The following is a 26438-nucleotide window of genomic DNA, read 5'->3' on the forward strand; positions in this document are numbered from 1 at the left end:
AAAGCCACCCGAAGGCGGCTCTTTTCTATGATTCATCTATCTAAGATTAACCAATAAATTTACGTGCATTACGGAACATACGTAACCAAGCACCGTCTTGATCCCAATCTTCTGGTTTCCAAGAATGCTGAATCGCACGGAAGTTACGTTCAGGGTGCGGCATCATAATCGTTGCACGACCATCTTTAGACGTTACACCTGAAATCGCTTCTGGCGAACCATTTGGGTTCATTGGGTAATGCTGCGTTGGGTTGCCTTGGCTATCTACATAACGCAAGATTACTTGATCGCCTGCATTGAGTGCAGCAATGTTTTCCGCGCTAGCAACCACACGACCTTCACCATGTGCTACAGCGATAGGAAGAATCGAACCTTCCATACCTTCTAACAATACAGAATTTGATTTTTCAACGCGTACGTTTACAGCACGAGCTTCAAACATCTCTGAAGTATTGCGGTGGAAACGAGGCCAAGCGTCTGCACCTGGAATTAATGGTGCAAGCTGAGACAACATTTGACAGCCGTTACAAATACCTAGAGAGAAAGTTTCATCACGGTTGAAGAATTTCTCAAATTGGTCACGAAGTTTAGGATTGAACAATACAGATTTAGCCCAACCGCCGCCTGCGCCCAATACGTCACCGTAAGAGAAACCGCCACACGCGACTAAACCTTCAAAGTCATCAAGACTGATACGGCCAGCAAGCAAGTCGCTCATGTGTACATCTACAGTGTTGAAGCCGACTTTATCGAATGCAGCAGCCATTTCTACATGACCGTTTACACCTTGTTCACGCAGAATCACCATGTTTGGACGGCGTTCATTGATGTACGGTGCTTCGATTGGCTCGTTCAAATCAAATGTTGGTTTTGCAATTAAACCTGCATGTGATTTGTCCGCGATTAACGCATATTCTTGATCCGCAGTTTCTACGTTGTCACGCAGACGTTGGATTTGATGTGACACTTCAGTCCATGCTTGCTGTAATTCAGCACGGTCTAAGCTCAAACCATTTACAGTTAAAGTATCTGTATCGTTTACAGTACCTACCACTGCAATTGCATCGCGCAATGAAGACGCTGCAACTTCAGCTTCTAATGCAGCCCAATCCGCTTTGCTGATTTGAAGCACTGCACCAATTTCTTCTGCAAATAGAGATTCAACAGATTGATCTTCAAGTGCTGCACCTAGGCGTGAAGCAAACATCATTTCTGCAACAGTTGCCAATAGACCGCCATCACCGATGTCATGGTAAGCCTTGATTAGACCACGGTTGTTCCAATCTTGAACCAACGCAAAGAATGCTTTGAAGTCATCAAAACTGTCTACATCAGGTGTTACAGAACCAATTGCTTTATAAACCTGAGCAAGGATCGAACCGCCAAGGCGGAATTGACCTTTAGACAAATCAATACGTACAAGTACAGACTCGATATTTTTAAGTTCAGGTGTCAATGTTTTGCGAACATCCGTCACAGGTGCAAATGCTGTGATCACGCCTGTCATAGGAGATGTTACAGATTTATCAACACCGTCATCATTCCAAGTTGTACGCATAGACAATGAGTCTTTACCTACAGGAATTGCGATACCTAAAGCAGGACACATTTCCATACCGATGGCTTTAACACCTTCGAATAGCGCTTGGTCTTCACCTTGTTGACCTGCAGCAGCCATCCAGTTTGCAGACAATTTAATGTCGCTGATCTGGTCGATTTTTGCAGACATGATGTTTGAAATTGATTCTGCTACAGATAAACGTGCAGAAGCAGCAGGATTCAACAACGCAACTGGTGGACGCTCACCCATTGCCATCGCTTCACCTGTATAACCAACAAGGCTAGTCGTTGTTACTGCAGCATCCGCTACAGGCACTTGCCACTTACCGACGAACTGATCACGTGCAACCATACCTGTAATCGAACGGTCACCAATCGTGATCAAGAACGATTTAGATGCAACAGTTGGATTCTTAAGAACGCGGTAAATCGCATCTTTCAAATCTGTTACTGTTTCAGCAGTGAAGTCATCGCCTTTACGTTCAATGGTTTCGTATGAACGGCTCATGCGTGGTGTACCGCCAAGCATCACTTGCATTGGCATATCCACAGCTTTGTTTTCAAACAGTGGATCGTTCACTGTCAATTGACGCGCTTCAGTTGCTTCACCAAGTACGGCGAATGGACAGCGTTCACGTGCACACAGTGATTCAAATAATTCTAATGAGCTTGGACGGATCGCCAAAACATAACGTTCTTGCGCTTCATTCGACCAGATCTCCATCGGAGACATGCCTTTTTCAAGCGATGGAATTTTACGCAGATCAAGTACCGCACCTAACTCGTGATCGTTCACAAGTTCAGGCATGGCATTTGAGATACCGCCCGCGCCTACGTCATGTACAGACACGATTGGGTTATGATCTTCCATGCGCCAGCAAGCATCAATCACTTCTTGGCAACGGCGTTCCATTTCTGGGTTTTCACGCTGTACAGATGCGAAGTCTAGGTTTTCACCCAACTTACCGCTGTCTACAGAAGACGCTGCACCGCCGCCTAAACCAATCAGCATTGCAGGACCACCTAGTACGATCAGTAAATCGCCTGGTTGAATCGCATCTTTTTCTACATGGTCAGGACGGATGTTACCGTAACCACCGGCAATCATAATTGGCTTATGGAAGCCTTTTACATCACCATTGACATTTTGTTCAAATGTACGGAAGTAACCATTTAACGCAGGACGACCAAATTCATTGTTAAACGCTGCACCACCCAATGGGCCTTCAATCATAATTTGAAGTGGAGATGCCATACGAGATGGTTTGCCGTAGTTTTCTTCCCATGGCTGTTCAAAACCCGGAATGTTCAAGTTAGAAACAGTGAAACCTGTTAAACCTGCTTTTGGCTTACCACCACGACCTGTTGCGCCTTCGTCACGGATTTCACCGCCCGAACCTGTTGCTGCACCAGCAAATGGAGCAATTGCTGTCGGATGGTTATGCGTTTCCACCTTCATTAAGATGTGAGCAGCTTGGCTCTTATATTTGTAAACATGCTGACCTGTTTCTTCGTCTTTTTTCGGATAGAAACGTTGAGTGTCAAAGCCCACGATCACTGATGCGTTGTCTTTATATGCCGACAATACATCTGTAGGTGATTCTTTATAGGTATTTTTAATCATTTGGAACAATGACAATGGCTGAACTTCACCATCAATTGTCCATTCAGAACCAAAGATTTTATGACGGCAGTGTTCAGAGTTTGCTTGAGCAAACATCATCAACTCGATGTCATGCGGGTTACGGCCAAGCTTGTTAAATGCTGCAACTAAATAATCAATTTCTTCGTCAGATAGTGCAAAACCAAACTCAGAGTTTGCTTTCACTAAAGCTTCTTTACCTTGACCCAAAATATCAATTGAGTTTAAAGGCTTTGGTTCAGTTTCAGAGAAAAGTGCCGCAGCATCTTCAATAGCATTGAAAACGCTTTCAGTCATGCGATCATGTAATGCTAGTTTTACTTCATCAGAAACAGCATTTACACCCTTCAAAGTAAACAAAACACCGCGTTCAAGGCGATGAACCGGTGTATTACAGTTGGCAAAAATGTCTGTTGCCTTAGACGACCATGGAGAGATGGTTCCAACACGTGGCGTCACTAAAATTTGGACTTCGTCACTTGCTGCTTGGTGCAATTCAAAAGATTGACCATCGTTGAGAAGCTGTAAAGCGGATTGCTGTTGTTGCTCGTTGAGCGCTTGGTCAAAAAGGTAAACCCATTGACTTTCAATTGATTGAACAGAACTAATTGACGTTAAACGTGATAATAGTTGAGTTTTCTTAAATGAAGAATGTGCAGGTGCACCGGCAACGATAAACATGCTGATTTTGGCTCCACGGGATGATCGAAAAGACCATGCCACAATGTGACTTGAGAGAGCGCATATTCTACTGTGTATTAGTTAAATCAGCTAGATGTGAAAGTGAAATTGTAGTGCTTATATCGGGAAGTTTAGGCAATAATGCTTTTATTTTTAAATAATAAAATTGAATTTAGTCGCACAGATTAACACAAAATTATCTGATTTTTTCATTTCATCCTAAGAATAATATTCAAACTATAAAAATGTTTTATTTTTCAACAACAACTCACTTTTTAATCAAGCTTTAAAACCATATTTGAAAATGATTTTCAGGTCTAAATGTGTGAGATTTAAACCTGAAATTCATAAAAGACTAAAATCATTTCACATTTGAAATTGAAACATTTTATTTATTCAAATCTGACAATAGATGTTGAATTACATTGAGGGCTAAGTTCAGTGAGTTTACATCTACACCATCAATCGTATCGCAAGCCTTGTGATAGCACGGTGCAAATTCGAGTTCATCACCTTTCATTTGCTCATTAAATAAAATTAGTGAAGTAACGGGAACTTTCCCTAAAAATGGCAAAGTATCGCTTGCTGTTAAAGTCGTTACATCATCTTTAATCTGCATATTATTGGTTTTAAAATATTGACGCATACTTTGTTCTAATGCAGCATCCTGCGGGTGCTTAGGTAATTGACTCATGCTGTCTAAGATTGGCTGATAATCACTTTGTATAAGTCCATTGGCTTTAAACTGTGCCGCCATTTCTGCAATTGATGAATGGTCACCATCGGCAATCATGATATTCGGATTCTTTGTTCCCACCATATCAACATTGATATAGGCTTGAATGCCTTGAAGCTGTTTCTCACTGAGTGATTTCACAAAAGCTTGTGAACCTGCAATACCAACCTCTTCCGAATCCCAAAAGGCAAGATATAGTGTGTGTTTAGGTTTTACCTTTTGCTTCGCATAGTCTTGTAATAATGCTAACAATACTGCAACGCCTGAAGCATTATCATTAATCCCAGGCCCCATTTTCACCGAATCATAGTGCGCGCCGACAATCACAGCGGTATCTTTGAATTGCCCTTCAATCTCAATCACAATATTTTGCCCAACGGTCTTTTCTCGATTTTCAAATGGCAACATTTGCGCGTGCAAGCCTGCTTTCTTGGCTTGTTCAAGAATATATTGTGCAGAAGCCAATCCACCTGCTGTACCTACTGCACGATTGCCACCATTTTGTTCCGCAATTTCTTCAAATGTTTCTAAATGATGCATCATGCTATTTTCTGATGCAGCAACATTTTGGTTTGGCTGCACTTTCGTTATATTTTTTTCTGTATTGAAACTTGTACAACCTGACAAAAAAATGTCACGCCCAAACTTAGTGCAGTCAAAGTAGGAAGAAATTGCTTTCTATACATTTAAATTATTCTCATTGAAAATTAAAAAATGGGATAAAAGGTAAAATTTGCCCATCTATACTAACAGCCCATTTTTAAATTTCTGTTTTGTTTTGCATTTCATTAAGGCAAATCACTCATACATCTTTTAAGACAAGTTGTGTCGCCCCAGACTAGTGATTTTCAACTAAGTTTGGCATTATTCAATTCAAGTAATAAATGAATAATGATAAATGACTCAAATGCGTTGGCTTGAACTTCTTTCTACAGTTCGTATTGGTAGCAATAAACACAGTTCTGAACAGGCACGTAGCCCTTTTCATAAAGACTATGACCGCATTATATTTTCGCAGAGTTTTCGACAGCTTAATCGCAAGACCCAAGTCCATCCATTAACCCAACACGATGGCATTCATACTCGCCTGACGCACTCTTTAGAAGTGTCTTGTATTGGACGTTCATTGGGGATGCTGGCGGCTGAAAAAATTAAAGATGAACTCCCGATGTGGATTTCACCTGCCGATGTCGGTGCAATTATTCAAGCTGCGTGCTTGGCACACGATATTGGTAATCCACCTTTTGGCCATGCAGGCGAATATGCCATTCGAGAATGGTTTGATGACGCATCGCATACCAACTTTTTACAGGACTTAAGCCCTGAAGAAGAAGCCGATGTGCGTCAGTTTGAAGGTAATGCACAAGGCTTACGTTTACTGACTAAAATTGACTATCACCCGAATGATGGTGGTATGCGTTTAACCTATGCAACTTTAGGTGCATATTTAAAATACCCGTGGCTATCCAAAACTATTGCATCGCAAGGCAATAAACCTGCAAGCCAACGAGCAAAGTTTGGTTGTTATCAAGCAGAAAAAGAAATCTTGCAGCAAATTGCAGAACAATTGGGTTTAATTCAACTGGGCGAATATCACTACTGTCGCCATCCGTTGACCTATTTGCTTGAAGCCGCAGATGACATTTGTTATGCCTTAATTGACCTTGAAGATGGCATTATCCTCAACATGTTGAACTATAACGAAGTTGAGCCCATTTTCCTTGATTTGGTCGGTGACTATGGCATACCTGCCGAATTGGCTATGACTGATACCACTTGGCAACAAAAAATTGCCGCATTACGAGGTCGTGTGATGAAACGTCTAGTCGAAGAAGTCACGACTGCCTTTGCCCGTCATCATCATGATATTTTGTCAGGTCAACTCAAAGGCAGTTTATTGCAATATTGCAGTGAAGATATTGAGCGTGGAATTAACCGAGCAAAAGAATTAGCTCGCGATAAAATTTTTGAACATCCACAAAAAGCCGGCTTAGAGATTATTGCGCATCAAAGTCTACAAAATATTTTAGATGCATTTATTCCTCTAACTACGCCAAATAAAACCTTGAGTTTTAAAGAACAGCGACTGATGTCCATTCTCCACCGTTCGGGGGCACATTTTGGGCCGTTGCATTATGAAAACATCATGCAAGTATTGGATATTATCTCTAAATTTTCAGACCATCAGGCTTATAACCTTGCACAGGAACTTCAAGGCAATAAAGTTGGTTTCTTTTAAAGCTGAAAAAATGTGAAGGCTAGTAATTCGCTGGCCTTCACGCTAATCTCGCAACAAATTGAAATTGAGCAAATAGCTCAGACTAAACTGAAATAAAGTGAATAAATGACATGATCGGATGTTTAATTGGCGAAGTGCTGGCATTGGAAGCACCAACGGTATTACTCAATGTAAATGGTGTGGGCTATGAAATTGACACCCCACTTTCAACATTTTGCCAACTACAGAAAGGTCAAAAAATTACCTTGTGGACACATCTGGCTGTACGTGAAGATGCACAACTGCTGTATGGATTTAGCAATGCTCAAGAAAAACTGATCTTCCGCACACTGTTAAAAGTTAACGGCGTAGGCCCTAAAATGGCACTGGGCATTTTATCAACATTAAGTGTTGAAATGCTGATTCACACGGTTGAACATGAAGATGTAAACACTTTAGTCAAAGTTCCGGGTGTGGGTAAAAAGACCGCTGAACGCCTCATGATTGAGCTTCGTGATCGCTTTAAAGCCATGGCTTCAGGCACTGCACCAACCAATTCAACTGTTGAACAAATTCAATTTACAGGCAACTCTGCAGTTGCCGAAGCTGAGGCGGCATTGCAATCATTAGGTTACAAACCAATTGAAGCACAAAAATTAGTGAATGCTGCCAAAGGTGACTTTACTGAAGCCAGCGACATTATCCGTGCAGCACTTAAGTCGATGAATAAATAATTCAAATAGACATACCAATACACCTAAATTGGATACACGAAGGCGACATGGATGTCGCCATGTTGGATTGGGATATAAGGATATATCCTCAATCCAACACAAGATTTTTGTTACTTTTGATCTTTCAAAAGTAAAGCAATGCCTACACAATGGCACCTTAACACAAATCACAACTTGAGGCTGTGCCTCGAAAGTTCAGCCAGAGATTGATTTAATTATATGCAAGACCGTCTTATCAGTGGTTCAGAAAAACCCGAAGACCACTTCGACCGCGCCATTCGCCCAACTTCCCTTGATGACTACATCGGGCAACCTGTCGTCCGTGAACAAATGGAAATCTTTATCGGTGCTGCGCGTGGCCGTGAAGAAGCACTCGATCACACCTTAATTTTTGGCCCACCGGGTTTAGGAAAAACCACACTAGCCAATATTATTGCGCGTGAAATGGGCGGCAACTTAAAATCGACATCAGGCCCAGTCCTTGAGCGTGCAGGCGATTTGGCTGCGATGCTAACCAACCTCGAAGAAGGTGATGTTTTATTTATTGATGAGATCCATCGTCTTTCACCGGTCATCGAGGAAATTCTCTATCCAGCGATGGAGGATTACCAACTCGACATCATGATTGGTGAAGGCCCTGCTGCCCGTTCGATCAAACTGGATTTACCACCCTTCACTCTTGTTGCAGCGACGACTCGTGCAGGCCTACTGACCTCTCCTTTACGTGACCGTTTTGGTATCGTACAACGCTTAGAGTTTTATTCTGTCAAAGACTTAACGCATATTGTGACTCGATCTGCAAACTTGATGGATGTACCCATGACTGCCGAAGGCGCACAGGAAGTTGCACGCCGTGCTCGTGGGACACCTCGTATTGCAAACCGTTTATTACGCCGAGTCCGTGATTATGCGCAAGTTAAAGGTACGGGTGAAGTAACCCAAGAGATGGCTCAACGTGCTTTGGACATGCTGAATGTCGATAAAGATGGTTTAGACACGCTAGACCGTCGTTATTTATCAATGCTACTAGAGCGTTTTGATGGTGGCCCTGCAGGTGTAGAAGCTTTAGCTGCAGCTATGGCAGAAGACTCAGGTACGCTAGAAGATGTTATCGAGCCTTACCTCATTCAGCAAGGCTATGTCATGCGTACTGCACGTGGACGTATTGCCACCAATATGGCGTATTTACAGTTTGGGATGACACCACCAGAGCCGAAAGATAAGTAAACGATAATTCACTGAACGACTTCAGGGAGTTAAATGCTCCCTGCATGTTTATTTAAATTTTAAAATAAATTCAAGCCACTACAAACAATAGACTAAAATGATAAATCTTGAGAATAGAATAATTAACAAAATTAATAGCGACTACATTCAAAATCTACCATTAGACAGTGCCATTGAACACATTCCCAGAGAACAACCCATCAGTTCATTTAGCCCAAAACAAATGAGTGATTTTGAAAGCTTATTCCACACCGAATACAATTATTTTATCACTGTCGAATGTGAAAACATTCTTAGCAAAGAAACTATAGAAGTAGATGAAGATAACATCTTAACTATTAAGCAATCGCCTTCTGCATATCGTATAAAAAACCTGAGCTTCAACTATACTTCTGCCCTCATTTTTATTGGGACGTACTATCACGACGACGTACAAGCTTTGGTCAAGGAAAACTTTAAGCCAGCAAAAATTAATACGTTGTATTTCAGCTTCTCATTCTTTGCTTTAGTCATACTCGTTTATGTGTTTTTCTGGATAGATCTACCTAATAAACTTTTACTCATGGTAGTTATTGGCCTTGGCTTTTGCTGCTTAACGTATATGTATGAATCTTTAAAGGCATTATTCCCAAAGCAACAGAAAAAGAAAATGGAAGAAACTCACTTTCATATTGCGGGATATTTAGCAGCTCATCTACAGGATTTTGTCGATGCAAAATTTAAATTAGATGAAAAAACAAATTAAAAGCAGCCACTTTTTAACCAATAATTACAACTACGAAAGTTAAAGATTTACGTGAGTTGAAACCTTGTGCCATTGGACTGATGACTCACGGTGCTAAACTGCCCGTCATTGAAGCACTTGACGAATCATTGAATTATCGCCATTTTTAAATGCTCTAATTCTTTGCTGAAGTGCAGACCAATATTTTTCAGATTTTATAAAGACGGAACACTCTCATGGCGAATAAATTCGAATTCAACATTCGTGTATATATTGAAGATACAGATGCAGGTGGCATTGTTTACCACGCAAATCATATTCGCTTTATGGAACGTACCCGCACAGAATGGCTACGCGCTTCAGGTGTAGACCATTATTGGCATCAAAAAGATTATAACTTTGTCGTTCATAAAATAAATGTGAAATATTCACGCCCTATATTAATGGATGACCTGATTACTGTTACAGCAAGTGTAGTTTCGTGTAAGGCTACGTCATTTGTGTTGCAACAAAATATTTATCGTGGTGATATTATGCTGGCATCAGGTGAGGTAGAATTGGCATGTATCAGTGCAGAGATGAAACCCCGTCGCCTTCCTGATGAAATACGTGAACTGATTCTGAAAGAATTGGAACAAGATTAAAAAAATTATTTGGCACATGTAGTAACTATGGCAACTCAACTAGAATCAACACTCAAAGTTTCAGACCTCATCTTACAAGCAAGTCCTGTCGTACAACTGGTAATGCTCCTGCTGCTCTTAGCTTCGTTATTCAGTTGGTATCTGATTGCCAAGTTACACATGAGTTATAAAAAAGCGCAGGCTGATGATGAACATTTCCAAAAAATCTTTTGGTCTGGCGCCGAACTCAACACTTTATACAACAATGCTCAACTCAACTCGAAACGTGTTGGCCTTGAAGATGTTTTCTATCAAGGTTTAGGCGAGTTTTTCAAACTTAAAAAGCGTAATGCCAGTGCAGAACAATCAATTGAAGGTACAGAACGTATTCTTCGTGTGGGTTTAAGTCGCGACCAAGGACATTTAGAAAATGGTTTAGGTGCGCTTGCGAGTATTGGTTCGGTTGCACCCTATGTCGGTTTATTTGGTACCGTTTGGGGCATTATGAACGCCTTTATTGGTTTGGCAGATGTTGACCAAGTCACCCTTGCTACGGTTGCTCCTGGTATTGCAGAGGCATTGATTGCAACGGCAATTGGTCTTTTTGCAGCGATTCCTGCTGTACTTGCATTTAACCATTTCACAGCCAAAGGTGAAGCCGTTTATAACGATCGTGCGCTTTTTGCCGAAGAAATGGTTGCGTTATTACAACGCCAGTCTGTAGGTTCAACTCAGGACAATGACTAATGGCTATTCAACGTTCTGGACGCTTTGAGCGCATCAAAAAACCATTAAAAAGTGACATGAACGTCGTACCTTATATTGATGTCATGTTAGTTCTTTTGGTGATTTTCATGGTCACTGCACCTATGATCACCACAGGCGTCAAAGTCGACTTACCACAGGCAAATGGCACGCCTATGCAAGCGGAAGATAGTAGAGCGATTGTTACACTGAAAGCAGATGGCACGATCACTCTCAAAGATAAAAATCATCAAGATGATGTACTCACACTCGATGAACTTAAATCTGTTTTAACGACCTCGCAAAATGAAGCGAGCGAACAGAAAAAGCAAATGAGTGTCCTGATTAACGGCAGTGAATCTCGTCCTTATGGTGAAGTCATGAAACTCATGTCTGCCCTTCAAGATGCAGGTTTAACACAAGTAGGTTTACTGACTGAGCCATTAAAATAATTTATGAAAGATTTCAACAAGCCGCCTTTTAAACAAAAAGCCGTTGCGATTGGTTTCACACTAGGTGTGCATATCGTCGCTGTGGTTGGCTTACTTTATCTTGGCATGAGTAAACCACCTGAGCCCCCTAAAAAAATAACCACTGTTTTGGTAAAACCGGAAGATTTAAAACCTGTAACACGTGAAGTCACTGAGTTTGATGAAACCGCGCATGAAAATGTAGCTGAACAAATCACGCAAACAGCAGAACCTAGCGTTGAACCGGCACCCGAGATTCCAACGGCTGCACCACCTAAGCCAGCAGAACCACCTAAGGTAGATCCACAGATTGCTGCTCAACAGGCACTCGCTGCGGCAAAAGCACAGCAGCTTGCTGAACAAAAAGCTGCGGACAATGCAAAACGTGCTCAAGAACAAGCTAAAGCTGCTGAAGCTGCAAAACTAAAAGCACAACAAGAAGCCAAAGCGGATGCAGCTAAGGCAAAAGCAGATGCTACGGCGAAAGCCAATGCTGAAGCAGCAAAACGTAAAGCTGATGCTGATGCCAAAGCCAAGGCTGAAAAAATCCATGCCGATGCTTTAAGAAAAGCAGAAGCTGATAAAGCCAAAGCTGCAGCAACGGCAAAAGCCAATGCAGATGCAAAAGCCAAGGCCAATGCGGATGCTGCAAAACGTAAAGCAGATGCAGACGCGAAAGCTAAAGCCAATGCGGAAGCTGCAAAACGTAAAGCAGATGCTGATGCGAAAGCCAAGGCCAATGCAGAAGCTGCAAAACGTAAAGCAGATGCTGATGCCAAAGCTAAGGCCAATGCAGAAGCTGCAAAACGTAAAGCAGATGCCGATGCAAAAGCTAAAGCCAATGCGGAAGCTGCAAAACGTAAAGCAGATGCTGATGCCAAAGCTAAGGCCAATGCGGAAGCTGCAAAACGTAAAGCAGATGCTGATGCGAAAGCCAAGGCCAATGCAGAAGTTGCAAAACGTAAAGCAGATGCCGATGCAAAAGCCAAGGCAGATGCAAAGGCTAAAGCCGATGCCGAAGCACGCGAACGTGCAGCCGAAGAAGCCAAAGCTTCATCAGCTAAAAAAGCAGCTGAAGAAGCCGCACAGAAAAAGGCTGAAGCGAAGAAAATTGCCTCAACTGCTAAACGTGATTTTGAAAACAAAATCCGCCGTGCATGGGATACACCTTTTGACTCTGCTGGTAAATCGGCAACTGCTCGCGTTACCCTTACGGAAAGTGGTTCAGTTCAGTCAGTGATTGTGAACTCTAGTGACCCTGATATGAAAGCCAGTATTGAGGCTGCTGTTCGAGCTGCTGCACCATATCCAATGCCGAGTGACCCAGATGCAAAACGTGAAGCTCAAAGGTTTACGTCCACCTTCAAGTCATCACGTTAATTTTTAAATCCCTGCAAACCTTGTGGGGATTTTTCATTTACTTCTATAAAGAATCATAAAAGATGAAACCACTTTTTTTATTTTCTACACTCTTACTTATTTGCAGCCAAACAATTGCTCAAAGTCGGTCAATTTATATCCCCTCTTCGGCAACGCCTGAAAATATATCATCCGAACAATTTAAAGCTTTGCTGAAGGATAATGCTAAAACAAATCAACCTGAGCAAGCTTTACAAGAAGTACAATTTCCGCCTACAGCCATGGCAAAAAATTCAAATGATGAGGCTGCAAAGAAAAAAAGCTGAAGCCAAAAAAATTGCTCTCACAGCAAAAAAAGATTTTGCAGATAAAATTCGCCGTGCTTGGCAAGTTCCCAAAGGTTCTACAGGAAAATCGGCATCTGTACGTGTTAATCTCGCAGACAATGGACGTGTACATTCTATTATTATCAATTCTAGCGATCCAGATTTGAAAGCCAGTATTGAAACTGCCGTTCGCGATGCTGCACCTTATCCCATGCCATCTGATCCAGAGGCACGTAAACAAGCGCGCATTTTTATAACAAAATTTATAGCGAAATAACGATACCCATTTAAATTTTTAAATTGATCATTGGACTAATTACAACTTATGGCACATTTGAAATTTTTGTTTCTATTTTCTGTAATGGCAGGCTCATCATCAACCTTAGCCAGCCCTACTGACAATCCAGCATCGACTCAGATTCAACCTGAAAAGGTCGCGGTGAGTTCCGCGAATGTACCTATGACTACCGCAAAGGCAAAGTCTGAGCAATACAAGCGCGAACGTGAACAAACTGCTGCGACAGCTAAACGAACAGCAAGCGCTGAGGCTTCTCGTAAATCACAAGCCAAAAAGCTTGCATCTGGGACCAAAACCGAAATTAAACATTTAATCTTGAGCCGTTGGCAAGCTCCAGCAGATTCAACTGGGCAAAAAGCCAATGCTCGAATTACACTGACATCATTTGGTTCAATTCAATCGATAGTGATTCTTGATGCGCCAAATCGTGCATTTAAAAAGAGTATTGAAAAAGCCATCCTTAGCTCAGCCCCTTTTGATTTACCAGAAAATCCAGATGCTCGCCGTGAATCTCTGTTGATTTATATGTCTTTCCACTCTAAATAAGGACATCAGTTCAGCAGAACCTTATATTTTTATAATTAAGCATCATCAAAATAGGCAAACATTTAGACACGAATTCACAGACGAATAACAGATTAATCATAATGTTGTGCTTTTAATAATTCAAAATCATGCCATTATGTGACACAACCTAATACAGACAATAACTCACATTTTTAGAGTAGTTAGCGAATGATGGAAATGACGCGTAAACATCTTCTTTGCTTAGCCGTATTCACTGCTTTGAGCCCAGTTTTAGTGACTCAAACGCATGCGCAGCTTCACCTCGAAATCACTAAAGCTCCTGAAGAAGCACCTAAAATTGCGATCGTGCCTTTTAGTAATGACTCAAATATTTATCCAGTGGTTGAAAATGACTTGAACCGCTCAGGTAAATTTACCAGTGCTTCTAAAAACTTGCCTGCAACTGCAACAATAAATTCACCTAATGCAGAAGCATGGAAAGCTGCGGGCGTACCCTATGTCGTGACAGGTACATCAAAAACAACGGCAGATGGCTCTTATGAAATTCACTACCAACTGTATGATGTTGAAAAAAAACAATACCTGTTAAATGAACTACTCACTGTACCTGCTTCACGTTACCGTCAAGCAGCGCATATGATCAGTGATGCGATCTATCAAGCTTTAACTGGCATTCCTGGTGACTTCAGCGGCCGTATTGCCTATGTATTGCGTAATGCAGCAACACCAGATCAGCGCTATACCCTACAAATTGCAGATACGGATGGTGAACAACCCCGTACCATTTTGACTTCACGTGATCCAATCCTGTCCCCTGCGTGGACACCTGATGCGAAAAAGCTAGCTTATGTTTCTTTTGAAACCAAGCGCCCTGCGATTTACATCCAAGACTTAGCAAGTGGTAACCGTGAAAAAGTAGCAAGTTTCCGTGGTCTAAATGGTGCACCAAGCTTCTCACCTGACGGTAAATCTATGTTGTTTACCGCTTCAATGCATGGCAATCCTGAAATCTATCAAATGGATTTACAGACTCGCCAATTAAAACGCATGACCAATGACACAGCGATTGATACAGAAGCACGTTATGCCCCTGACGGTAAATCATTTATTTTTACCTCTGACCGTGGTGGCTCTCCACAAATTTATACCTACAACTTAAGTGCTGAAAGTGTAAAACGTTTAACTTTCCGTGGTGCATTTAATGCCCGTGGCACTTTAAGTGCTGATGGTAAAAAATTAGCTTTGGTGCATCGTCCTAGCGGTAGTAACTATAAAGTTGCGGTTCAAGACATTGGTTCTGGTGTAACCAATATTTTAACACCAACAAGTTTAGATGAATCCCCAAGCTTCTCTCCAAATGGTCAAATGGTGGTGTATGCAACACGTGAAGCAAACCGTGGTTTGCTCTCGATCATGTCTTTAGATGGTCGTTTCCGCATGAACTTACCAAGTGAACAAGGTGAAGTTCGTGAACCAGCTTGGGCACCGAAATAAACACTGCATGATTTATTCAACAATAACTTTTTAATGAAACATCATAAATAACCGTCATGGAGATCAATATGAACGCGATGAAACTGATTGCATTACCTGTTTTAGCTACAGCATTAGTAATGACTGGTTGTGCCAGCCGTAAACCTGCAGCAGACGTGCAAGCAGGACAAAACCCAAATAGCTCAACCACTGTAAACACTTCTGGTTTAAGTGAAGATGCAGCACTCAATGCACAAAACCTTGCGGGTGCATCATCGAAAGGTGTAACTGAAGCGAATAAAGCATTTTTAGCGAAGCGCGTAGTACACTTTGACTACGACAGTACAGAGCTTAGCAATGAAGACTTACAAACCCTTCAAGCTCATGCACAGTTTCTTGTTGCTAATGCAAACTCACGCGTGGCTTTAACAGGTCATACCGATGAACGTGGTACTCGTGAATACAACATGGCGCTTGGTGAGCGTCGTGCCAAAGCTGTTGAAAGCTTTCTGATTACAACAGGCGTAAGTCCAAATCAGCTTGAAGCAGTTAGTTATGGTAAAGAAATGCCAATCAATGCGGGTCATGATGAAAATGCATGGAAAGAAAACCGCCGTGTAGAAATTAACTACGAAGCGGTTCCTCCACTACTTAAATAAGACTTGAATAAGTCTGAGCTAAAAAAAGCACTCATTAATGAGTGCTTTTTTGATTTAACCTATATCATTTAATTTATATCGTTTCATTTGCACCGTTCTATTGCAATGTTCTTTGCTTTAACTCAATTTAGCCCTTTAACTCAGGATAAATTCGATTAGCGGCTTTAGAACTTAAAAAAATATCCAATTAAAAATGCAAATGAACGACTTTTAAAACGAGATCCTTAGCTTTACCAACTAGAAAATTAGCTTAACAATCCAAATCATTATGCTTCTGCTTCCGGATGTTCAGCATTTTCTTTTTCTGTTTGCATCGACTCAATGAGGTCATGTTTATTGAACTTTTTATACTCTGCTTTTGCTTCGTAACTGCTCCATGCAGCTTTAACGGTATCCGCAGAAATATCGTCTAAATTCAATCCCTCAGTTGCAGTCGGAGTCGCATCAAATTTTTGTGTGGTCATTGTTGTGCTCCCTGTCTTTCGATTTATACATTAGATTCAACATAGCATGTTATTCAGGACATGCAAGGGTAAAATCACGACAAATAGTCTAGTTTAATTTTTCTTTTCCTTCGTTCTCATCTAAAATGTTGCACAATCACATTTTTATCATTTTTGATAAATTAATATTTGGAGTTTTCCGGTTATGTCAAATCTCACCCTTTCCCAATTTCTACAACAACAAAGTGGTAATCTTACTCCTGCATTAGCACAAGTTATTGAAACAATTGGTAATACATGCAAAGACATCGACCTTCTTTTACAAAAAGGTGCTTTGGCTGGTGTATTGGGTAGCGCGCAACACGAAAACGTTCAAGGTGAAGAACAAAAGAAACTTGATGTCATTTCAAATGATTACCTCATCGATGCATTAAAAGTTCATCCACATGTCGGTGGTTTGGCATCTGAAGAATTAGATGAATTCACACCAGCTCAAGAAAATGGCGATTATCTTGTCTTGTTCGACCCATTAGATGGTTCAAGCAACATCGATATCAACATGTGTGTTGGCACAATTTTCTCAATTCTTCCTGCAAAAAATGCCGTAACGCAAGCTGAAGATTTCATGCAAGCGGGTGTTAACCAAGCGGCTGCAGGTTATGTACTGTATGGCCCATCAACAATGATGGCTCTGACTGTCGGTGCTGGCGTAGTCTTCTTTACTTTTGATCCAGAAAGCAAAGAATTCTTATTAACTAAAGATGCGATTGCGGTTGCAGCAGACACTAAAGAGTATGCAATTAATGCATCGAACCAGCGTCACTGGGAAGAACCTGTAAAACGTTATATCGACGAACTTCTTGCAGGTAAAACTGGCCCGCGTGAAAAAGACTTCAATATGCGTTGGGTCGCATGTATGGTGGGTGATATTCATCGTATTCTTTGCCGTAGCGGTATCTTCATGTATCCATACGACTTCAAAGATCCGAAAAAAGCAGGCCGTCTACGTTTAATGTACGAAGCAAACCCAATGAGTATGTTGATGGAACAAGCTGGCGGTGCTTCTACAACAGGCCGTGTCCGCATTCTAGACATCCAACCAACAGAACTTCATCAACGTGTTCCTGTGATTATTGGTTCTAAAAACGAAGTTGACCTAGTTACGTCATACCATAATTAATTTCTTATAACGAAAGTCAGTATTTTTGCTGACTTTCGTGGATATCTCCCCCATGGCTCTGATTTATCTCGAATCAAAAGACAACCCGAAAATTAAGCACCTACGTGGCTTAATTGAACAAAATGCCTACCGTAAAAAACAAGGTCAAACTGTTTTGGAAGGCACACACTTGGTGTTGTCATGGTTAGACTCAAAACGTCCAATCAAATCGATTTTCACCACTGAACAAGCAATTAATCATGCCGACTTCGACCGCATTGCGGAACAATATCAAGGTGCGGTGTTTATTCTAAGTGAATCTTTATACAAAGATATCAGTACACTTGGAACATCTATTGCTTGCTTAGCGATTGTGGATTTACCAAGTTCAAGTGAAGCGCTTAACTTCAGTGAAGACACCTTAATTTTAGACAACATTCAAGACCCTGGTAATGTAGGCACCCTACTCCGTTCTGCTGCCGCAGCAGGTATTGAGCAAGTCGTTTGTACCAAAGGCTCTGCATCACTCTGGTCACCGCGTGTATTACGCGCAGGTATGGGCGCACATTTTTCATTAAATACCTTTGAAAATATTGCCCTTGAAGATATTTTGACGAAATTCAAAATTCCAGTGTATGCAACAAGCTCACATCAGTCTGAAAACCTATATAGCAAAAATTTACGCAAACAATGTGTGTGGATTTTAGGCAATGAAGGTCAAGGTGTTTCTGAGTATGCATTACAACATGCCGAAGCCGTTGCGATTCCTCAACCGGGTGGTCAAGAATCACTAAACGTAGCCATTGCTGGCTCGATCTGTTTTTTTGAAATGGTACGTCAGCGTCAGTAAAATCGTTATTTTATTGTATTTAGCGCTTAAGCCTGAAAAAAATAGACTACACTAGAAAAAATAATAATTCTTTTTGTCAACCTAACCGTTATTTCCATCGTTATTTGTATATGAATATGGAAATAATGGTGGGTATCCGATGACAGGATTTTCCATCTCTATGGATTTAGCACCCAAAAAGTCCGAGACGCAAGACAGCAGTGTTTTAAAAAGCACGGCTGAGTCTCGCCTGAAAAACTTCATGAATGAAGTGACGGGGCGTGCTTTAGTAATGATGGAAAGTGCAACGCACGGTCAACATGGCATTGCCATGGACTTGGTGCAAGAAGCCTTTATTTCCTTACATAAAGCTTATGCTGAAAAGTCCACAGAGGAATGGTATCCCCTGTTTTACACCATTTTAAATAACAAGCTGCAAGACTGGCGTCGAAAAGAAGCACGTCGTTCGCAGCCGTTTTCCTTATTTAGAAAAGTCAGCCTAGATGACGACGATGTCGAGATACAGGATGTGGTAGATGAATCTACACCAAACCCTTTCGACTTTCTGGATCAGGCTGTCACTGCAGAGGAAATACAAGATGCTATCGCAGAACTTCCAGTCCGCCAGCAACAAGCATTTATGTTGCGAGCTTGGGAAGGCTTTGATACGCATACAACTGCAGAAATTATGAATTGTTCCGAAGGCAGTGTGAAAACACATTACCACCGTGCCATTCAAGGTTTACGTACCGCTTTGGCACATTTGAATCCACATATGGGAGGATCATCCGAATGAAACAAGATGATTTCTTAAAGCAAGTAACTTCCAAACTTGATGGACTCGCACAGCACCATAAAGACAAAGCAACTGTCATGAATAACGTGCTTGAAGATATTCATCAGCGCGAAACTTCTCGTTATGGTTTCTGGAAAATGTCTGGCTTTGCACTTGCAGCAGCAATTGCAGGTTTTGTCATTTTACCGAATGCGACTGTACTGGATGACAAACCACAAAATCAGGTGATTTCAACCCCTAAGCTCTCCCCTCAAATGGTAGAAGATCTTGAAATGTTGATGGTTCTGGGTGAGGACAAAGTTCCACATGGCAGCTAAAAAATTAGCAATTGCATTCTGTGCTTTTAGTTTTTTGCAAACCAGTTTTGCTGGCTTTGATCGCTTTTGGATATTTTCAAAAGATGCAGATACTCAAGTCAATGAAACTTGGGATTCGCTATCTGAAGCAGAACAACAGGCTTTAATTAAAAAGTATCAGGCTCTCAAAGAGATTCCTGCAGATCAACGTGTCAGCTTGCAACAGCGCATGGATTGGTTCACCCAACTTCCAGACAGTGAAAAGCAGCGTATGCGCGAAACATGGCAAAAAATGAGTACTTTAGAACGTAAAGAACTCGCGACACGTATGCAAAAAGCTAGTCCTGATGAACGACCTGCTATTCGCGATGAGTATATCAATAAATATTTACAGCCTATCGCTGTCGTTCACTAATCAAAAACAACAGTATGTTGTGATAATCAAATCAATTACATTAGTTAAGTTATAAAAAAAGCCTCTTATCGAGGCTTTTTTTATTGTATTACTTGCTCAACCGACGCTGACGATACATACCTAAACCAATCAGTGTCAACAGCCCAAATAATCCCATCGAACCACCGCCGCTAGAAGAAGAATTGGTGTTTTTCGCGGTATTCTTAAGGGTCAAAATTGCATTGTTTGATGCAATGGCGTCACTATCGACAACGCTATATTCAACAGGATAGTCAAACTGACTAAAGCCATTTTTTACAGAGAAGGTGATTTTGCCACCGTAGCAGGTTTCCTTTAAATAACTTGCTGGACAGCTACCACTATACTCAGCTTCAAAGTTTAAACCTGCTGGGATTTTCGTAAAACGAATTGGAATAATTTGGCCTTCTTCATTTTTATGCCATACCGATTTACCCGCTGGCATAGATGCAACTGGACCATCACCATCATCATTAGCATTTTCTAATAAATTATTGACTGTAACAGACAAATTATTTGACGGACTAATCGTATATTGGGCAGCTTTGGCCACTGGGGTCATATTTTTAAAGGCCACACGTACTACACCAGAGGATTCCGCCTGACTCCCTGTCTTTTGTTTTAGCGTATATTTACAAAAACCGTATTCGGTAGGTGCTGTTGTTGCCCCACTGGTGCGATAAATAACGATTTGTTTTATTCCCGCATCCCAATCACAGTGCAGGTCATGCGGTGGATTACCTACGATACTTGCTTCGCCTGTACTAGACACCGTAATTTCACTACCGATGCCGATTGGTGAAGTCGTCACGGTATAGTTGTCAGCATTTAAGGCAATTTGTCGTGTTTCAGCACTACCATTCACAGACTCTTCTAGAGGTAATGATGCCGGGAACGGATCAAAATAAACCGCACGATATTTAAGGTTATTTTTTAATGCACTTAATACCGCTTCGTACTTTGTTAAATCATCCTGATTGGCAACTTTGTATTCTGCATAATCAGGATCATCGATATCCTTTTTCAAAGCATCAATTGTATTTTGATACTTATCTTGCAGAGCTGTTAAAGACTCATTGGTAATATCTGCCATATCTGCTGCGGTTAAATTCATTAACTCAACCGAACCAATATCACATGTGTTTCTTTGCGTAGGTGATAACTGTAAAGTACCATCTGTGATCCGCAAAATACCCCGTTGATCCGCATCACTACAACCTTCTAAGCCAAGATTGATCAAGTCAAAACCGCTGCCGATTGCTTTCGGGTAATACAAAGGTAAATACAAGTTATAAGCAGATTTTGTTTGTAGGGCGCTTAATAAAGTGCCCATAGCATAGCTACTTACGTCATGGTTTTGCAGAAAGCTTTCCGTACTATTCAGCACACTTTCGGGTAAATCACACTGTGCGGCTGCCAGTTCAAAAGCGTTATTACTTGCAACAAATTTTTGACTATTATCAGGTACAGCGTTATTGAGATAACGACAAGATTTACCACCAGTATTGTAGGCCAATACATTGAAATACCAAGCCTTTGTACCATTGTTATCATAATAATAGGTACTAGCCGCATTGTTCTCGACTATTGTATTACTGGTTAAAACGAAGCTAGAAAAAGCACTTAAACGTTCCGTTCCCTGAGAAATGGCACGGATAATACTACCCGTATTTGGATTTGCTTGGTTTTTTGCAATCGTATTTGCTGTCAGTTCAACTTTGGCATTTCCACAGAAGTCCATCACACTATTGCTCGTCGATGAACCATTTTGAATAATACTGCTTTGCTGGAACACAATTTCAGGCTGGGTATCCCCCAAGTTCCCGATACAGTCCATAGCAACAACACTACCTTTAGGTGCGACGTTACCCTGAACTAAACTGCTCACCAATAATGTTTTTTTCGACATATTATGCGCAACGGAGTAGATCGCACCGCCAGCAACTTTGGCCTGAGAGTTTTCAATTGCACCATTATTTAAGGTAAATGCTCCCCCTAAATACAAGGCACCACCACGGTCTTCTGCCATCCCGCCAGTAAGGCGTACATTATTGACGATAAAGTTGGCTTCTGAGCGTGAAGTATTAAAAATACGCGATTTGCCTTGGGCATTAATCGTCGTTCTAATATCTTCATAGGCAGGAAATTTCTGCGTCAGTAAATTTTTTGAATCATAGTTAAAGCGACTTTTCCCCTCTATCACGATCTGATTTAGAGGAACTAACTCACCTTTGGTCAGAAGATATTCACCTGCTTCAAGTTGAATATAATCGGTCTGCCCATTATTTGGATTACCGACATTACATCCACCAAAAGATTTGTTTTTACGTGCAGTTTCAATCGCTTCACGTAAAGAACATTGATTGAGATTTTCACCATTTTCATCATCAAAGGTCGTAACTTTGATGATGTTACTTGTCGCTGCCATAGATGACATAGCCGCAAGGACCATGACCGCCAGCAATCCTTTTTTATAATTTTTCATGTGCTGTCCTTAATTCTATCCAGACTATTTTTTAAAGCGACGAAATCCAACTAAGCCAAGCAGCGCAAAAATACTCGCCCAGCCTAGAGCACCACCCGAAGTTTTAACGGTTTTACTTTCCATTTCATTGTTTGGTTCTTGGAAAATACGCACTTCTGCAGCTAAATAATTTTTTGCCGAAGTATTAAAACGGGTTGAAGACGTCACCACACGCAATTCAAAAATATCTGCGCCATGCCAATTTCCATTTGGCGTGTATTCAAAATCACCATTCAAATTCAGTGTAAATTTACCTTTAGATTCGGTGCTTTGTACAATTATTGGGCAACCATCTTGCCATGGCTCACCCGTTGAATTTGCCATACCCATCACTTTTGAACATTCTTCTTTTGGAATTAAATCACTGTCACCTAATGCATCTAAAATATTAAACTTGGCTACTTCACCTGTACGAATGTCTTTACCTAATCGAGGCATGCTCACAGGAACCACAATTTCTATAGCCCCACGATCACACCAAACATCATCCAAATTACGATTTTTTCCACGCTGATCAGAAGACTCGCAATACACATGATGCTCATTGCCATCTGCTGTGGTCTTCCCCTTATTTAATATCGGGCTTGAGAAAATCGTTTCGTAATCTAATAAAATACGAGGACGTAAATAACCAATAAATGCGTTATTTGCTGTGGTAAATGGACAAAAAAGTGCATTACGATCTTCTGTTAAGGTTTTACAGCTACCTTCATCTTCACCCGCAATTAAACTCGTCCCAGACCACACATCATTTAAATTTGCAGCAGGCCCAACAGGACAACTCGCAGCCACTAAGTTGTTATAAAAAACAGATTGGTCTGTTCCTGAGTTCACGACTTTACAATCTTGAGCGGTACCACTGAGCGCATTACCAATCACCACACTATTGGCTAAATAAGCATGCTCAGAGGTACTATTTAGTTCGATACCGCCACTGTTCTTCAGTACTGTAATATTATTGAGTGCTAAACCATCACGTAAGTTGACAGCAAAACCTTTGTTTTTGAAAAAAGTACTATTGGCAATGATATTTTGAGGGTTACTGAACACCAACTTGCTGATGTCTGCGAGCCCATTTTGATTGTAAACAATCGCTCGACCAGAAGTGCTTTCATTATTTTTGAACAAAGATGTATAGATTTCATAAGCCGGTGCTTCTGAGTAAATTGCACCACCATCTACCGCTTTGTTGTTTTGAAAAATCGTGGTTCGTATATATAGACGGCTTGCTACAGCTGCGCCATCTTCTGAAAATCCAACATTGTAGATTGCACCACCAAGTCGTGCATAGCCATCTTCAAACTTTACATTTTCAAGTGTAAGTTTTTCATTATTAAAAATGATGCCGCCTTTATCAGCACATTGATCTTGCTTACATCCTTTAAATGAAATTTCTTTAAAATTGATCGCAAGTAGTTCTTTTTCGCCATCATTAATATTAAAAATTTGATCCTTACCCGTCATTTCAATGACGGCATTATTAAGACCGAGTACGACATCTTCATTGACGTTACTGCCATACGCCGTTTTCAGATTCAGTTCTGCTTTAATATCAATTTTTTTAGTGAGTTTATAAACTTCATTTTTTTTCAGAGAAATTGAGGCATAGGCGTCTTTACCCCCGCAACCATTATATCCGGCTTCTGGCATACCATTATTGATATATTCTATGGCTTCACGAAGTGAACATTCCTTGTCATCCTTTACAACATCTTCAGTGGTTGTAACGATAATTTCTGCGCTAAATGCATGACCTGCCATGAGAAGCATGCCAATGCCTATGCTCTGTTTGAGCATATCCATCTCCTTAAATATTTTTTATCTTTTTATTCTTAAGTTGCACAATCCTTGCAACATTAAAATATTTTTATGTACTTTGTCACAGCTTGAGTAATTACTCAAGAATTTTTATTGCTTACCGATATTCATCAATTAGGGCAAAAATCTGTCTTAAATTTGCATGACTCAATTTGACTTTTTCACCTTTTAACATCTGAATCAGTTGTTCTAAAGAGCGAAGTAAAATAGACGCCTGATGCGGCCCATGTGCCAACAAATAATCCACAATTTGTTGATCCATATGGATGCCACGTCGCGCTAAAACAGAGTTAACGAGCGCTTGACGGTCTGCGTATAAGCTACCATTCGGCACTTTCACACTAACAGCCTGAGTTAATCTAGACTGTAGGTCTGGCAGTTCAAGTTTGAGTTCAATTGGCGCCAGTCGAGATGAAAAGACCAATTGACCACCTTCTTCGTTATTATAGTTAATCAGGTGAAAAACGGCTTTTTGCCAATGTGGAACTCCACTGATGGCTTCAATATCATCCAAAGCCACTAAGTCATAGCGATCTAGCGAAGTAATCGCTTCAGTGGGCGCATCGAGCAATTCAAGCAATGAAACTTGAATTGCTGATTTGCCAATTTCTAAATAGGAGTCACATATTGCAGACAGTAAATGGCTTTTTCCTGTGCCAGCTCCACCATAGATATAGAAACGATTCATTAAACCAGCATGTAACTGACGAACACCATCGATTACATGCCCCCAACTCGGCCCAGAAAAATCACTAATTCGGGCATCGAGTTGTGGTTCTATATCTAGCTGCAATTGACGCATATCTATATTTTGGCCTTATCAATCTTTATGTTCTGATCTTTCAATGTTACTCGAAATTTCAGGATCTTGCAGCGAATTTGCAGACTGATTTTTGAGCTCAATATCGACAGCAATTTGATTGGTTTCTACGCTTAATGTGCCAATTTCAGCATCATTCACCACAAGTACATCATTTCGGTATAAATTACTTTTCTCATAATTTTCACGCGCATGACGTAATAACACCACAATAATCGCTGCGACTGGTAATGCAATGAGCATTCCGAGCAGTCCTGCCAATTGTGCGCCTGCAAGTACTGCAAAAACCACGGCTACTGGAGACAAACCAATTTTGTCGCCCAGTAAGAACGGCTGAAGGATATAGCCTTCTATCGCCTGTCCCACCATGAAGACAACCAGCACTAAGGCCAAATGTACCCAATCCAAACCGAATTGGAATAGACATGCCACAACTGCCGAAATAATACCGACTGCAAAACCCAAGTACGGAATAATGCTGGCTAAACCTGCAATCATCCCGATGATGATGCCGACCTCAATACCCACCAATTGAAGTCCAACCGCATATACAACGCCCAACAAGAACATCACCAAGAACTGGCCTTTTACAAATGCGCCTAGAACTTCATGACATTCGCCTACGATGGTTAATGTGCTTTTTTCGTATTTGCGTGGAATAAGGCGACGCATGTTTTCTAACATACGTTCCCAATCTAATAGGAAATAGAAGGCAATGATTGGAATTAAGACAATCGTGCCACCAATTTGTATGAAGTTCAGACCTGATTGAGCCACTTTTAACAACATGGCTTGAATACTGTCTGCACTATAATTGGTTTGAATATATTCCATGATCGCTGCTGACATTTGCTCTGTATCAATTTCCATCGGTACAAGATTAAATGTTTCAGATAACCATGGCAGGAAGGTGTAATTCACCCAGTGAATATTGCCTGGAATATTGTTTTTCGCATACATCAACTGTTCCCAGACTAGTGGTACGAGGAACCACATGGCAAGGAAAATAGCGACACCAATTCCAACAAAGACCAAACTGATGGATAACCAGCGCGGCAAGCCAATATTATGTAATTTATCGACTAAAGGGCTAAATAAATATGCAATTAGAAATGCGCCGATAAAAGGAACAACTACAGGCTTTAATAAGTATAAAACCCATATGATCAATGCTATCCCAGCAAGAATAAATATTCGGCGCAAGGTGCGATCACCCATATAAAGTCACCTTTTTTCAATGTAATCGTTATAGAAAGGAAAATATTTTAATAAAGATAACATTTTAGTGCGAAATAGCATAAGAGTTTTGCATATTCAG

Annotated in this window: 24 protein-coding genes; 17 read left to right on the top strand and 7 right to left on the bottom strand. The window is 40.9% G+C overall.

The genetic code is table 11. The annotated features are described in order from the left end of the window. Positions 1-46 precede the first annotated feature (46 nt). Both purL and FTT72_RS00705 read right to left on the bottom strand, forming a co-directional pair. Complete coding sequence (gene purL / locus FTT72_RS00700) at positions 47-3883, bottom strand: phosphoribosylformylglycinamidine synthase (protein ID WP_180177696.1); 3837 nt, start codon at positions 3881-3883, stop codon at positions 47-49. 388 nt (positions 3884-4271) lie between these two features. After that, positions 4272-5162, bottom strand: coding sequence for a M20/M25/M40 family metallo-hydrolase (locus tag FTT72_RS00705; RefSeq protein WP_180164264.1), 891 nt, complete (start codon positions 5160-5162; stop codon positions 4272-4274). A gap of 355 nt (positions 5163-5517) precedes the next feature. Here FTT72_RS00705 and FTT72_RS00710 point away from each other — a divergent pair, with 355 nt between their 5' ends. From FTT72_RS00710 to pal, 12 genes are all read left to right on the top strand, one after another. Next, a complete protein-coding gene (locus FTT72_RS00710) occupies positions 5518-6858 on the top strand; it encodes a deoxyguanosinetriphosphate triphosphohydrolase (protein WP_180007613.1) in 1341 nt (446 codons plus the stop codon). A 110-nt stretch (positions 6859-6968) separates the two neighbouring features. Continuing rightward, entirely contained in the window at positions 6969-7571 is a 603-nt protein-coding gene (gene ruvA / locus FTT72_RS00715; protein WP_168378057.1) for a Holliday junction branch migration protein RuvA, read from the top strand. 219 nt (positions 7572-7790) lie between these two features. Then, a complete protein-coding gene (ruvB, locus tag FTT72_RS00720; RefSeq protein ID WP_168378058.1) occupies positions 7791-8798 on the top strand; it encodes a Holliday junction branch migration DNA helicase RuvB in 1008 nt (335 codons plus the stop codon). A 97-nt stretch (positions 8799-8895) separates the two neighbouring features. After that, positions 8896-9543: a hypothetical protein gene (locus tag FTT72_RS00725; RefSeq protein WP_180177697.1), complete on the top strand. Its 648-nt coding sequence runs from the start codon at positions 8896-8898 to the stop codon at positions 9541-9543. A 215-nt stretch (positions 9544-9758) separates the two neighbouring features. Beyond that, positions 9759-10166, top strand: coding sequence for a tol-pal system-associated acyl-CoA thioesterase (gene ybgC, locus FTT72_RS00730; RefSeq protein WP_078190367.1), 408 nt, complete (start codon positions 9759-9761; stop codon positions 10164-10166). A gap of 27 nt (positions 10167-10193) precedes the next feature. After that, the gene (gene tolQ / locus FTT72_RS00735; RefSeq protein WP_078192037.1) at positions 10194-10892 is read left to right on the top strand and encodes a protein TolQ; all 699 of its coding nucleotides are present in this window, start codon (positions 10194-10196) and stop codon (positions 10890-10892) included. Further along, the gene (gene tolR, locus FTT72_RS00740) at positions 10892-11341 is read left to right on the top strand and encodes a protein TolR (RefSeq protein ID WP_180059241.1); all 450 of its coding nucleotides are present in this window, start codon (positions 10892-10894) and stop codon (positions 11339-11341) included. The genes tolQ and tolR overlap by 1 nt, the downstream gene beginning before the upstream one ends. A 3-nt stretch (positions 11342-11344) precedes the next feature. Further along, positions 11345-12739, top strand: coding sequence for a cell envelope integrity protein TolA (gene tolA / locus FTT72_RS00745; protein WP_180177698.1), 1395 nt, complete (start codon positions 11345-11347; stop codon positions 12737-12739). Between the two features lie 201 nt (positions 12740-12940). Beyond that, positions 12941-13321 carry a cell envelope integrity protein TolA gene (locus FTT72_RS16205; RefSeq protein ID WP_373686873.1) on the top strand — a complete coding sequence of 127 codons (381 nt, stop codon included), beginning with the start codon at positions 12941-12943 and terminating at the stop codon, positions 13319-13321. 48 nt (positions 13322-13369) lie between these two features. Further along, positions 13370-13888 (top strand): TonB C-terminal domain-containing protein, encoded by a 519-nt coding sequence (locus FTT72_RS00755; RefSeq protein WP_257233382.1) that lies wholly within the window; start codon positions 13370-13372, stop codon positions 13886-13888. 192 nt (positions 13889-14080) lie between these two features. Then, positions 14081-15364, top strand: coding sequence for a Tol-Pal system beta propeller repeat protein TolB (gene tolB, locus FTT72_RS00760; RefSeq protein ID WP_171319182.1), 1284 nt, complete (start codon positions 14081-14083; stop codon positions 15362-15364). A gap of 68 nt (positions 15365-15432) precedes the next feature. After that, complete coding sequence (gene pal / locus FTT72_RS00765; protein ID WP_078192040.1) at positions 15433-16002, top strand: peptidoglycan-associated lipoprotein Pal; 570 nt, start codon at positions 15433-15435, stop codon at positions 16000-16002. A 266-nt stretch (positions 16003-16268) separates the two neighbouring features. Here the strand turns inward: pal and FTT72_RS00770 are convergent, their stop codons facing one another. Continuing rightward, positions 16269-16466 carry an NF038105 family protein gene (locus FTT72_RS00770; protein ID WP_078190373.1) on the bottom strand — a complete coding sequence of 66 codons (198 nt, stop codon included), beginning with the start codon at positions 16464-16466 and terminating at the stop codon, positions 16269-16271. Positions 16467-16650: 184 nt separating this feature from the next. On the opposite strand from FTT72_RS00770, the gene FTT72_RS00775 reads away from it, so the two are divergent. The 5 genes from FTT72_RS00775 to FTT72_RS00795 all read left to right on the top strand — a co-directional run bounded on the left by FTT72_RS00775 (position 16651) and on the right by FTT72_RS00795 (position 19940). After that, positions 16651-17625 (top strand): class 1 fructose-bisphosphatase, encoded by a 975-nt coding sequence (locus FTT72_RS00775; protein WP_078192041.1) that lies wholly within the window; start codon positions 16651-16653, stop codon positions 17623-17625. A 52-nt stretch (positions 17626-17677) separates the two neighbouring features. After that, a complete protein-coding gene (locus tag FTT72_RS00780; protein ID WP_078192042.1) occupies positions 17678-18454 on the top strand; it encodes an RNA methyltransferase in 777 nt (258 codons plus the stop codon). A gap of 160 nt (positions 18455-18614) precedes the next feature. Next, complete coding sequence (locus FTT72_RS00785; protein WP_111883945.1) at positions 18615-19229, top strand: RNA polymerase sigma factor; 615 nt, start codon at positions 18615-18617, stop codon at positions 19227-19229. Beyond that, positions 19226-19546 (top strand): hypothetical protein, encoded by a 321-nt coding sequence (locus FTT72_RS00790; RefSeq protein ID WP_078190377.1) that lies wholly within the window; start codon positions 19226-19228, stop codon positions 19544-19546. The genes FTT72_RS00785 and FTT72_RS00790 overlap by 4 nt, the downstream gene beginning before the upstream one ends. Next, positions 19536-19940 carry a DUF3106 domain-containing protein gene (locus FTT72_RS00795; RefSeq protein WP_078190378.1) on the top strand — a complete coding sequence of 135 codons (405 nt, stop codon included), beginning with the start codon at positions 19536-19538 and terminating at the stop codon, positions 19938-19940. Before FTT72_RS00790 ends, FTT72_RS00795 begins: the two co-directional genes overlap by 11 nt. Positions 19941-20028: 88 nt before the next feature. Here the strand turns inward: FTT72_RS00795 and FTT72_RS00800 are convergent, their stop codons facing one another. From FTT72_RS00800 to cxpE, 4 genes are all read right to left on the bottom strand, one after another. Continuing rightward, entirely contained in the window at positions 20029-22443 is a 2415-nt protein-coding gene (locus tag FTT72_RS00800; protein WP_180177699.1) for a CSLREA domain-containing protein, read from the bottom strand. Positions 22444-22467: 24 nt separating this feature from the next. Further along, on the bottom strand, positions 22468-24279 hold the full coding sequence (gene rbtA, locus FTT72_RS00805; protein ID WP_180173109.1) for a rhombotarget A: 1812 nt from the start codon (positions 24277-24279) through the stop codon (positions 22468-22470). Between the two features lie 118 nt (positions 24280-24397). Continuing rightward, a complete protein-coding gene (hda, locus tag FTT72_RS00810; RefSeq protein WP_078190380.1) occupies positions 24398-25102 on the bottom strand; it encodes a DnaA regulatory inactivator Hda in 705 nt (234 codons plus the stop codon). 18 nt (positions 25103-25120) lie between these two features. Beyond that, positions 25121-26338 (bottom strand): chloramphenicol efflux transporter CxpE, encoded by a 1218-nt coding sequence (gene cxpE / locus FTT72_RS00815; RefSeq protein ID WP_180177700.1) that lies wholly within the window; start codon positions 26336-26338, stop codon positions 25121-25123. Positions 26339-26438 lie beyond the last annotated feature (100 nt).

It is taken from the genome of Acinetobacter sp. YH01005 (assembly GCF_013420465.1).
Lineage (GTDB): Bacteria > Pseudomonadota > Gammaproteobacteria > Pseudomonadales > Moraxellaceae > Acinetobacter > Acinetobacter amyesii.